The organism is Nostoc sp., assembly GCF_036917135.1.
Lineage (GTDB): Bacteria > Cyanobacteriota > Cyanobacteriia > Cyanobacteriales > Nostocaceae > Nostoc.
In genome coordinates, this window is record NZ_JBALEA010000083.1 from 1 (window position 1) to 11,999 (window position 11,999).

Genomic DNA, 11,999 nt, shown 5'->3' on the forward strand with positions numbered 1-11,999 from the left:
GGGCTATTCTACCTTCAAATCTTGCACCTGAATATACTTCTTTGGTCTGAAAATCTCAGAGTGTCAACTTTTCTTTCTTTTTCAGCAACCCCTAACTACTTTTCAAACAACCTCTAAGGGTGAAAAGTCAGGGTTATATAGTTTATAGAATAAATGATTTATGAGTTAAAGAAAGTTTTGACTTGTGAATTCTGCATTCTTCTTTAACTCATAATTTTTGCTACGATGCCAATAATTGCCTAATTAACCTGGCTACAGCTTTTTGCGTAAAACGGTTGGCAATTTGTTGACCTAAACGTTGTACATTTGAATTTACCAATAGCTGGGCAATTTGGGGCGCAAGTTGCACCGGGTCAAAGCCTCGTGTTTCTTGGAGAATACCTAATATATGTTTGATATGCTCTAAGGTTTGTTGTTGCTCAACTGTAGCCGATGGGGTTTTATTAACTGCTGTCAATCCTACCCGTTCGCGCAACAGGGAGGTAAAGTTATGCAAAACATTTTTACCTAAAGCATCAAGTCCGTTAACAGATTCATCTACTAGCTTGTCACGAATAAAAGCGCCGCGTTCAGATGACAGAAATTCTATGCCCTGATTTAGCACTAAGTTAAAGTCGTAATCTTCACTGTTACGCGCATTACGTAATAAGTTTTCTAACCGATTCCAGCGAAATCTGCCATCTTTAAATAGTAAATCTTGCAATGATGCTCTTAGTTGTGGTGCTGGGTCGGTTAACAGGCGTTTAGAAACGTAGGGATATGCCTCGCTGAGAACTTTAAAGTTGGGATCTATAAATATTGCAATACCTTCAAGGGTCACGAGGGAACGAATAATTAAGGCGTAGTAGGGAGGTACGCGGAAAGGATACTCGTACATCAAAGCCGATAGTTCATCGGTGATGCTTTTAATGTTAAGTTCGGCAACACTGGCTCCTTGGGCATCAGCAAAGACTCTCGCAAAAGCTGGGATAATTGGTGTTAAATCGGTTTCTGGTGATAAGAAATCTAATTTAACGTAGTCTTTTGCTAATCCTTCAAAGTCACGGTTGACGACGTGGACGATCGCTTCAATTAAACCATAACGCTGTGCTGGCTGAATCTCGCTCATCATTCCAAAGTCGAGATAAGCTAATTTGCCGTCTGGTGTTGCTAATAAATTACCAGGGTGGGGATCGGCGTGGAAAAACCCATGTTCTAGGAGTTGGCGTAGGGAACACTGCACACCCACTTGAATTAGATAACGAGCATCTATACCTTGGGCGTTAATTTCTTCTGTCTGGGTTAATTTTGTACCGTTAATCCACTCCATCGTTAAGACACGACGATTGGTGTATTCCCAGTAAATTCTCGGTATATATATGTCTTTTATATGACTGTATAGCTGGAAAAATCGCTCGGCATTTTCGCCTTCGTGGATGTAGTCCATCTCTTCAAAAATGCGATCGCCTAATTCATCCAGAATACCAACTAAGTCACTTTTTACCCGTTTAACTTTTTTCTGCACCCAACCAGCAAGGTTACGCAAGATATACAAGTCAATGGTGATCCGCTCTCTTAAGTCAGGGCGTTGCACTTTAACGGCGACTTCTTCACCAGTTTTTAGCTTCCCTTTATAGACTTGCCCCAATGAAGCCGCAGCAATTGGCTGGGCTGAGAGTTCGGCATAAACCTCTTCTGGAGGTGCGCCTAATTCTTCTTTGATAAATTGGTAAGCAATTTCGTTGGGAAAAGGCGGTAATTGGTCTTGTAGCTTAGTTAATTCTTCTAGGTATACGGGAGGAACTAGATCCGGTCTGGTGGACAAAGCTTGTCCGATTTTAATGTAAGCAGGCCCCAGTTGAGTAAGCAATACTCTTAGCTGAGTGGCTCGACGGCGATCGTTTTTGACGACAATTCCCCGTTTATTATCCGACCACAACCCAAAAACAAAGGATAGAGTTGGCCACAAGACGGCGAAAATCCGCCGCACAACTTGCAATTTTCTTTTTTGGTAGTGTGCCGCTATGCTTACGGGGTCGTAAAGTATTTCCGGTTGGGCAGTTATTCTCACCTTTTGGGCAGCTAATAGTCTTGGCGATGTCTGCGACGGGCGTAGCGGCACAACCAAGCTTTCTGTACCATTTTTTTCTGGCACTATATCAATAATATCCAGTTCACCTCGGCGATTTGTGCCGTTGCGACTGTCCTCCTGAATCGGTCGGGAACTAGGGGGAAGTGTCTTAACAATCATGAAGAAGGCCACCAGTCAGAACGATCACATTAAGTATTGTAACAATATGTTGAAGGATTGAAAATGGGGATTAGGGATTAGGGATTGGGGATTGGGGATTGGGGATTGGGGATTAGGGATTGAGGATTGGGGATTGGGGATTAGGGATTAAGGTTCAACTAATTTTTTTCTAGTCCCCAGTCCCCAGTACCCAGTCCCTAGTACCCAGTCCCCAGTCCCTACTCCCAAGTGGTCTGCTACACTTAAATTGGCATACTAGTTCAATAGTAGTAGGTATTGCTAGTTGCTGAAAGATTATACTTAATTGTGTTGTAAGTTTGAAGTATCCGGCATCTGCCTTTATGGAGAATTTGGCTTGATGTTGCTTTGTCTGCGAATTGAAAACTTTGCCCTCATTGACCAACTAGAATTGGAATTTGGCGCGGGACTAAATGTGTTGACAGGTGAAACTGGCGCCGGAAAATCGATTATCTTGGATGCCATTGATGCTGCTTTGGGCGGTAAAGTCTCTAGTCGAGTCATTCGCACGGGGACAAGTCGGGCGATGGTAGAAGCGACTTTCACCTCAAATGCTCCCCTAGCCGCTTGGTTAACTGAACAAGAAATAGATTTGCTTGATGAAAATTCCGTAGTCATTAGCCGAGAAATCACTGTCACTACTAGTAATATCCGCAGTCGATCGCGGGTGAATGGTGTATTGGTAAATCGGCAAATTATGGGAGGAATGCGCGATCGCTTGGTGGAAATCACGGCCCAAGGTCAAACTGTACAAGTGGGACAATCTGCCCAAGTCCGGGACTGGTTGGATTTATATGGTGGCGATTCTCTGATGCAGCAGCGCCATAAGGTGGCAACGAGCTTTAGTACTTACCAACAAGCGCATTTAGCATTAGAAAAACGCCGAACATCAGAACGGGAACGGTTGCAACAACTCGACTTGCTCACCTATCAAGTGCAAGAATTGAAAGCAGCCAATCTGTTCGAAGCTAATGAATTGGAACAGTTGGGACAAGAACGGGAACGCCTGAATCATGTCGTGGATTTGCAACAGATGAGTTACAAGGTTTATCAGGCTTTGTATCAAAACGATCACGAAACCCCAGCCGCCGCAGATTTATTGGGAGAGAGTGAGGCAACATTAAATGATATGGTGGAATATGATACCCAACTGCAACCCCTCTTGGAATTGGTGCGGGACGCGCAAGCTGCGGTAATGGAAGTGGGAAGACAGATTAATGCTTATGGGGATGGTTTGGAAGCCGATCCGCAGCGATTGGAAGAAGTGGAAGAACGAACTCAAGAATTAAAGCAAATTTGCCGCAAGTATGGGCCGACGCTTACAGAAGCGATCGCTTATTACCAACGTATCCAAGGGGAATTATCCCAACTCAACGACAGCGAACAATCGATCGAAAATCTAGAACAGCAAGAAAAGGCGTGTTTTGAAAAACTCACCCAAGCAAGTAATTTGTTAACTCAACTGCGGAGTAAAGCGGCTGCTAGTTTAGAATCACGTTTGATAGCTGAACTCAAGCCCCTAGCGATGGAAAAGGTGAAGTTTCTGGTTGAGATAGTTCCTGCTTCCCCAACTGCGATGGGAGCAGATAAAATTACCTTTACATTTAGTTCCAACCCTGGAGAACCACTACAACCTTTAACGGAAATTGCCTCTGGCGGGGAAATGAGCCGCTTTTTACTGGCGCTGAAAGCTTGTTTTTCTCAGGTTGATGTGGCTGGAACAATGGTATTTGATGAAATTGATGTGGGGGTTTCGGGAAGGGTAGCCCAAGCGATCGCTGAAAAATTACACCAGCTAAGTCAACGCAACCAGGTATTATGTGTTACCCATCAGCCTTTAGTTGCGGCAATGGCCGATCGGCATTTCCGCGTAGATAAGCAAACTATTAATCAAGGCAAGGGTAAAAAAGCTAACTCTGACAACGCCGAGCAGCGTACCGTTGTCAGAGTTACTACCTTGGATAATTTAACCACTCGCCGGGAAGAATTAGCACAGTTAGCTGGTGGTAAATCTGCAAGTGATGCGATCGCTTTTGCCGAATCTCTGTTATTACAAGCTGCTAACCACCGGCGCGGTGAGCAGAGTTGAATTAAGGGACTTCCAAGAAATAAATTATCCAAATAAACGAACCACAGAGGCAAGGCAGCGCGGTCTTGGGGAGCCAGTGCGGTCTTGGGGTTTCCCCAAGTGGAGCATCTGGCGTGGTTTCCCCCATGAGTGACTGCCGCGCAGAGAACACAGAAAGAGGAGAAATAGAGAGGATTTTTGTGTCAGTTTTGGGATATTTTTTATTTGGAAGTCCCTAACCCAAGCGTATTGCCTTATATTCCAATACGCTTGGGTTAAGGCTAAAACTCTATTACAAAGTCAATTTTTTTAACGAACCGCCAAGACGCCAAGGACGCAGAGAGAAGGAAGAAATGCTTAACTGAACTGTATTGCCTTATATTCCAGTTAAAAATCGAAGGTTGTGCGAATCACGCCCACATATTGTGTATCATTTCTGCTGTCATTTTCTGGGTTAAGAATTACCCAAAAACCAGGAGTTACTGAGATATTATCGTTCAGACGATAGCGATAGAATGCTTCGATATGGTAAGCGTTGTTTCTATCTTGACGAACATCACTGTTAGAGACATGGGGTGGTATACCAAAGAGAATTCCTGGCAAGTTACCCCTACCGCCCACATCTGGAAACGACATACCAATCGCCCCAAACCAGGCATTGGCATAGTCACCATTGTTCACCAACAGAGAATCTGTTCCACCCCTACCATTAGAAATATCACTCAAACCAGAGTTCTTGGCAGTTGCCCAGATATATCCACCCCAAGAGTGAATCTGGAAATTTGGAGAAAAACGATAGTATCCCTGTACACCGACAATGCTGTTGGAAGTGGCAATATTATTTCCAAAAGGAGAACTTGCGAGAACACTACCCGTTCCACCTGTGAGATCAACTACTCCACCAGGACTATAGCCATGAGAGTAGGCCACACCAATAGCTCCTTGCTTACCATAATAGGCTAAGTGCGCCAGGGCGTTGTAGCCGCCATCAAATAACCCATTGCTAGCCGATGGGACATTGGGACTGCTTGCTAAATAGCCCAAGGTGAGAACCAAGTCTTTGGTAATATTCCAGTTAGCGGCACCGCCACCGCCACCTCGCCGGAATAAGGGACTGTATGACCCAAATAGTGAGGGAACCCCATTACCGTCGTCAGCGATTGTGGCGGGAGTGACGGTGGTTGAAATGTCGGTGTAACCAATGCCTGTGGGACCAACAACGAAGTTAAGAGAATCACTGACGGGGAAGTAGTAACGGATGTGGGGAACAAAAAGTGTATTGTTGTTGTCGTTGTCGAAATTCAGGCGTGTCATTCCTGTACCCGTGGCTGCGGCAATTTGGCTTACACCATTGGAACTCGCAAAGTTGCCAAACTCCAGCCGGACTCGCAACAAATCTTTGCCGGTGAAACTACTCTCCAAGTTGAGACGACCCCGATCTGCAAAGTAGGCACGGGATTCATCGCGATTGCCACCCACTCTATTACCAAAGGTATCACTAATGGCGGTAATAATTTGAGCATTCAGTTTGGTAGTAGTGGAAAATTCCTGCTTCTCCAGCGTTGCTGTATGTGCTTCTAGCGTATCCACCCGCCCACGCAGAGTTGTCAATTCTGCCGCAAACTCTGTTTGCAAATTTCGCACCACTGCCAAATCTTCTTTTTTGACTAAATCGTTAGTACCCACAGCAATTAATTCATTCACTCGGTCTAAACAGGCATTTAAACCAGCTGCAAACTCGTAACGACTTAAAGCCCGGTTGCCGCGATAGGTTGCGTTAGGATAACCTGCAATACAGCCATAGCGTTCGACTAGCGATTGCAGTGCTTGGAACGCCCAATCAGTCGGTTTGATATCAGAAAGTTGGGAAACAGAATTGACTTGTCCCTCCAAATTCTTATTAGCATCTGCTGTACTTGAATCATCTTGTGGAGGTGCTGCCCAAACTGCTGGAATTGCCAAAAATAGGACAAAAAAGCTATAAAAAAGAATTTTGAGCATTGACTTGTTAGTTAAAAATGGTTGAATTCTGACTTTGTAACGAAAGAGATTACACTCGAAGCAAATATGAGCTAATCAGCATTGCAGTTACATCTTTTGAGTTGAGGTTTTAGGTCACTTAAAGTAACGCTATGACTTTTTGCTCATCGCTGCTTTTAATAGCCGCTTCTATAATTCGCATTACATTAATTCCGTCTTCGGCAGTAACAGCAATTGGCTGATTATTAACAATGGATTTGTACACCGCATCGTAATAACCTAAATAACTGCCCTGTGAACTTTTGACTTTTTCTCGAATTACTTTTGTGTCTTTTTCTGTATGAAGCAAGCCAGATTCACTTTCCGGTTCCGTATACCAATCAAGTGTGTTAGGCTTCATCCCCGCTACTAAATACTCTTCTTGTTTATCGGCTCGGCTTTTGAGAAAAGAACCCTTAGTCCCATGTATAATATAGGCAGGCGCAGGCTCACGCACAAGGAAACTTGCTTTTAATTTGACGCGCAGTTTGTCGTAGTATAGTATCAATTCAAAATCATCATCTACCTGCGATCGCAGCCTTGTTATGCGGATATCTGCAAAAATAGCATCAGGCATCCCAAATAAATGCAAAGCTTGGTCTATTAAGTGCGGCCCTAAATTGTTTAATATTCCTGCCCCTGGACTTGGAACTTCTACATGTTGTTTATGGCTGAGGGTTGGTTTATATTTTTGAAATTTAAATTCTGCTTCAATAATATCACCCAGCAAGCCTTCTTGGACAATTTTTTTGACTGTTTTAAAATCACTATCCCACCTCCGGTTTTGATATACAGATAATTTCTTTCCCTGTTTTTGTGCCAATTCTTTGAGGTTTTCCGCTTCTGCTACCGTTGTGGTAAATGCTTTTTCTACCACCAGATGTTTATCTGCCAACAAAGCCTGTTTAGCATAATCGTAATGTGTATAAGTGGGTGTATTGACTATCACCAACATTACTTGATCGTCTGCTAGCAATGCTTCTAAAGAAGGATAGCTTTTTACTTCTGGATAATCTTTCTGTATCAGCTTTTTGCTTCTTTCCCAAGAACCTGCTAATTGAAATCCGGGATGTAAATCAATGAACGGCGCATGAAATACCCTACCAGACAAACCATAAGAACAAAGAGCCGTATTGATAGTTTCCATCTTTTTGCTGATTGACTGAAAGAAGAGTTTGTAAGTAGATAGGCATAATTAAACATAAAATAAAATCCTAGTTCGTAGTCAGCGATTCATCGCTAAAAACAACAATTATTAGGACTAAAGTCCTGACTACAAACTTTAATTTATTTACGCCTAGCTACTTATTTAGTTGTTGTCTGATATTTTTTCCGCGATGTAAGATCACAGATGGAAATGCAGACTCATTGCAACCTCACAGGGATAGAAGACACAGAGATCCGAATTACGCTAGCGCAGCGTTAGCAAGTCCGCAAACGTCATTGCGAATTAAAAATTACGTATTAGCGGTACTAAATCGCCAATTACATATCTTCTAACTCAATTCCTTTGGTTTCTTTAACAAAAAAGAGAATGAAAAAGAATGAGGTAGCCGCCGCAATTGTATAGAGTCCATAGGCAGAACCTAAACCGAAATATTGCAGTATGGGAGGAAATGTCGTGGAGATAACGAAATTTGCAACCCATTGGATGGAAGCAGCAACCGAAAGTGCAGCAGCTCGAATTTTGTTATTAAACATTTCTCCCAACAGTACCCAAACCACTGGCCCCCAGGAGAAACCGAAGCAAAATACATAGAGGTTGGCTGCAATGAGAGCCAAAGTACCCGCGCTGCCAGTAAGATTGGGGTTTCCAGCAGCATCTAGGGGAGCTGTACCGAAAATAGAAGCCATTGTCCCCAAGGTCAAGGTCATGCCAATCGACCCTAGTAGAAGCAACGGCTTGCGACCAAATTTATCTACGAAGGCGATCGCAATCAGTGTTGTAATAATGTTGACCGCTCCTGTAATCACCGTAATTGTTAGGGAACTTTTTTCGGAAAACCCGACAGCCCGCCACAAAACGCTGCTGTAATAGAAGATCACATTAATACCAACGAATTGCTGAAATACAGATAAGCCGATTCCGATCCAAACAATTGGGAGAAGTCCACCACTTCTGCTTAAGAGGTCAGAAAATCTCGGCTGACGTTCTTGAAGCACTGTCTGCCGAATCTCTTCAATTTTTGGCAGCACATCACCCCCCAAAATCTTGGTCAGAACGTTAGCGGCTTCTGGCTCTCGTCCTTTGGCAACTAAGTAACGGGGAGATTCAGGAATTGTTAAAGCCATCATTCCGTAGAATACTGCTGGCGGGACTGCTGTCCAAAACATCCAGCGCCAAGCTGCAACCCCAAACAAAAACGGCGAGTCTGCTGAACCTGCTGAGACAGCAATAAAGTAGTCGCTCAATAAGGCGATGAAAATTCCCACTACGATCGCTAATTGTTGCAGAGATCCTAACCTTCCCCGTAAATGGGTGGGAGAACATTCGGCAATGTAAGCTGGGGCGATGACGCTAGCAACGCCGATTCCAATGCCACCCAATACTCGCCAAAAGATAAAATCCCAGATTGTGAAGGCCAGCCCAGAGCCAATGGCACTGATCGTAAATAATGCCGAAGCGACCACCATTGCGTTGACTCGACCATAACGGTCTGCAATCTGTCCGGCAAAGAAGGCTCCTAGCGCAGAACCCAGTAAGGCTAGGGATACTGCCAGCCCTGTTACCCAACTACTGGTGTGAAAAGCTTTTGCTAGAGATAAAACCGCGCCGTTGATTACAGCAGTGTCAAAACCGAAGAGAAAACCGCCGAGGGCAGCAGCACCAGCAATCAAAATTACATAAAATGTGCTGGATTTACGACGAACAGTAGTAGATGACATAGTTTATATATTGGGAATTGGGGACTTGTACTGAGCGTTCGCGTAGCGTCTCGTAGAGAAGCCGAAGTATTGGGAATTGGGGATTGGGCATGGGGCACTTGTACTGAGCGTTCGCGTAGCGTCTCGTAGAGAAGCCGAAGTATTGGGGATTAGTTATTTATTCCCCCAGTCCCTAGTCCCCAGTCCCCAGTCCCTTTCATACTTCAACGTCTGGAACGTCTGCGTAAGCGATCAATCATTACTGCCAAAATAATTACTAGTCCTTTGACGACTAGTTGCCAGAAGTAAGATAGGTTCAACAAGGTTAAACCGTTGTTGAGAATAGCAATAATCAATGCACCTAGAAGGGTGCCGCCAATGGTACCAATACCACCTGTAAAGCTGGTTCCACCTAAAATAACAGCTGCGATCGCATCTAATTCATAACCCTGACCCAATACGCCACTAGCACTATAAAGACGGCTGGCACTCATGATTCCTCCTAAACCTGCCAGTAATCCGCTAATACCATAGACAAATAACAATACCCGATTAACTTTAATCCCGGTTAATCTGGCTGCCCGCTCGTTACCACCAACGGCATATATCTGCACTCCTAAAACAGTTTGCCGCAGCACAAACCAGCTAGCGATTACAGTCAGTAGCGCAATTATGACTAGCCACGGCAGGGGTCCGACATAACTATTACCCACCCAAGCAAAATCGATGTCTCGGTTAATCAGGGTTGTACCTTTGGCAATCAAAAAGGCTGCACCCCGCAAGGCAGTTAGTGAACCCAAGGTGACAATAAAAGGTGGCACATCTAAAAAGGTGATGAGGGCACCGTTGACTAAGCCTAAAAGCAATCCTGCCAGCAATGCAGCAGGTACAGCCGCCCAACTTAAAGCCGGCAGTAGCGATACCAACAACGCAACTACGGCAGAAACAGCTAAGATTGACCCAACGGAAAGGTCAATACCTCCGGTGAGAATCACAAAGGTCATTCCGGTCGCCAGCACAATATTGATTGATGCCTGACGTAAGATATTAACGATGTTACCGCCGGTAAGGAAGTTGGGAGAAAGGAAGGCAAATAAGATGCAGATAATTACTAAGATTGGCAGAATACCGGCAACTTCTAGCAGAGTACTAATTGATTTCCGGTTGCGGGATACGGGATTGTTGGCTAATTTATTGGCAGGTGGTCTGACTGTTTGACTCATGATCCTGATACCTCCGATGCTCCAGTTGCATAGTGCATAATCTTTTCTTGGGTGATTTCTTTACCAAGACTGTCATCCAGTTCGCCTACCAGCTGTCCTTCTCGCATCACTAAGACGCGATCGCTCATACCGACAATCTCCGATAGTTCACTGGAAACCATTAAAATAGCAACACCTTGTGCTGCCAATTCGCTCATAATTCGGTAAATTTCGCTTTTGGCACCGATATCTACGCCGCGTGTTGGCTCATCTAACATCAACACTTTCGGTTTAATGGCTAACCAACGCGCTAACAGTAGCTTCTGCTGATTACCACCAGAAAGATCCATCGCTCTAATTTCCAAATTGGCTAGACGGATATTAAAGTTTTCCACCGCGTCTGTTGATAGCCGATTTACTGAAGCCCAGTTCACAATTCCAGCTTTGGCATCCTGCTTAAGTGTATTGATGGCGATATTCTTGCGGGCGCTCATCTCCAGAAATAAACCTTGGTCTTTGCGATCTTCCGGGACGTAACCAATTCCCGCAGCGATTGCATCACTGGGTGTATTAATTTCCAGTTTTTTGCCATTCAAGAATACTTCACCACTAGCTTTACGGTCTGCACCAAAAATTAGCCGGGATAACTCTGTGCGTCCAGCACCAACCAGCCCCGCTAAACCTAGAATTTCTCCAGCATGAACTTTAAAACTAGTCGGCTCAATCTTGTGACGCGCATCGCTCATATTTCTGACTTGCAGCACCACTGGGCCAGGATTCTTTTGCCGTTGATGCTCGTAAAAGTCTTGCATGGAACGACCAACCATCATCTGCACCAATCGCTGTGGAGAAATTTCACTGCGTGTGAGACTGCCAATATATTGACCATCGCGCAACACACTAATCCGATCAGCTAGGGCATAGATTTCTTCCATGCGATGGCTGATGTAAATAATGGCAATGCCATCACTCCGCAGTTTGCGAATTACCTCAAATAAATGCTCACTCTCGCGGTCAGATAGGGCTGCTGTTGGCTCATCCATCACCAAAACGCGGCTTTTATCCTTCAGCGCCCTGGCAATTTCCACTTGCTGTTGTTCAGCGATGGACAATGTACCAACTATAGTCTGGGCGGTAAAATTGGCTCCTAGACTTTCCAGCACTTCTTCTGCTTCCAGTTGCATCGCTTTGCGGTCTAAAAACTGACCTCGCCGCAACTCGCTACCCATAAACATATTTTCGGTAACGGTTAAATTCGGTGCAACATTCAGTTCTTGATAAATGAGATTAATGCCCGATTTGCGTGCTGTCCCCGGATCGCTAATTTTCAGGGTTTGACCATTAATGCGAATTTCTCCTTCATCTGCAATGTAAGCCCCAGCCAGGATTTTCATCAATGTGCTTTTACCTGCTCCGTTTTCACCCATGAGGGCGTGAACTTCTCCTGGGTAAATGGTGAGATTAACATTTTGGAGTGCAGATACACCGTGAAATCGTTTCGTAATCCCTTGCATTTCTAACACCGGGTTGCTAGTTGGTGCATCAGGAAATGAAGTTTCAATAGTTGTTGTCATGGGCAGAACCTGTAAAAACTATT

7 protein-coding genes are annotated in these 11,999 nt (G+C 44.5%); 1 reads left to right on the plus strand and 6 read right to left on the minus strand.

Translation table 11 applies throughout. The features are described 5' to 3' along the window. Positions 1 to 220: 220 nt before the first annotated feature. Positions 221 to 2,230: an ABC1 kinase family protein gene (locus V7K50_RS25995; protein ID WP_334965176.1), complete on the minus strand. Its 2,010-nt coding sequence runs from the start codon at positions 2,228 to 2,230 to the stop codon at positions 221 to 223. A gap of 358 nt (positions 2,231 to 2,588) precedes the next feature. Between V7K50_RS25995 and recN the strand changes: the two genes are divergently transcribed. Next, complete coding sequence (gene recN, locus V7K50_RS26000) at positions 2,589 to 4,337, plus strand: DNA repair protein RecN (RefSeq protein WP_334965178.1); 1,749 nt, start codon at positions 2,589 to 2,591, stop codon at positions 4,335 to 4,337. 366 nt (positions 4,338 to 4,703) lie between these two features. On the opposite strand, the gene V7K50_RS26005 is transcribed toward recN, so the two are convergent. From V7K50_RS26005 to V7K50_RS26025, 5 genes are all read right to left on the minus strand, one after another. Then, positions 4,704 to 6,317, minus strand: a complete 1,614-nt coding sequence (locus V7K50_RS26005) for an iron uptake porin (RefSeq protein ID WP_334965180.1) — start codon at positions 6,315 to 6,317, stop codon at positions 4,704 to 4,706. Between the two features lie 118 nt (positions 6,318 to 6,435). Next, the gene (locus tag V7K50_RS26010) at positions 6,436 to 7,482 is read right to left on the minus strand and encodes a Gfo/Idh/MocA family oxidoreductase (RefSeq protein ID WP_334965183.1); all 1,047 of its coding nucleotides are present in this window, start codon (positions 7,480 to 7,482) and stop codon (positions 6,436 to 6,438) included. A 338-nt stretch (positions 7,483 to 7,820) separates the two neighbouring features. Then, positions 7,821 to 9,221 (minus strand): sugar porter family MFS transporter, encoded by a 1,401-nt coding sequence (locus V7K50_RS26015; RefSeq protein WP_334965185.1) that lies wholly within the window; start codon positions 9,219 to 9,221, stop codon positions 7,821 to 7,823. 203 nt (positions 9,222 to 9,424) lie between these two features. Then, positions 9,425 to 10,423 (minus strand): ABC transporter permease subunit, encoded by a 999-nt coding sequence (locus V7K50_RS26020; protein ID WP_334965187.1) that lies wholly within the window; start codon positions 10,421 to 10,423, stop codon positions 9,425 to 9,427. Beyond that, entirely contained in the window at positions 10,420 to 11,976 is a 1,557-nt protein-coding gene (locus V7K50_RS26025) for a sugar ABC transporter ATP-binding protein (protein WP_334965189.1), read from the minus strand. Before V7K50_RS26025 ends, V7K50_RS26020 begins: the two co-directional genes overlap by 4 nt. Between the last annotated feature and the right edge of the window lie 23 nt (positions 11,977 to 11,999).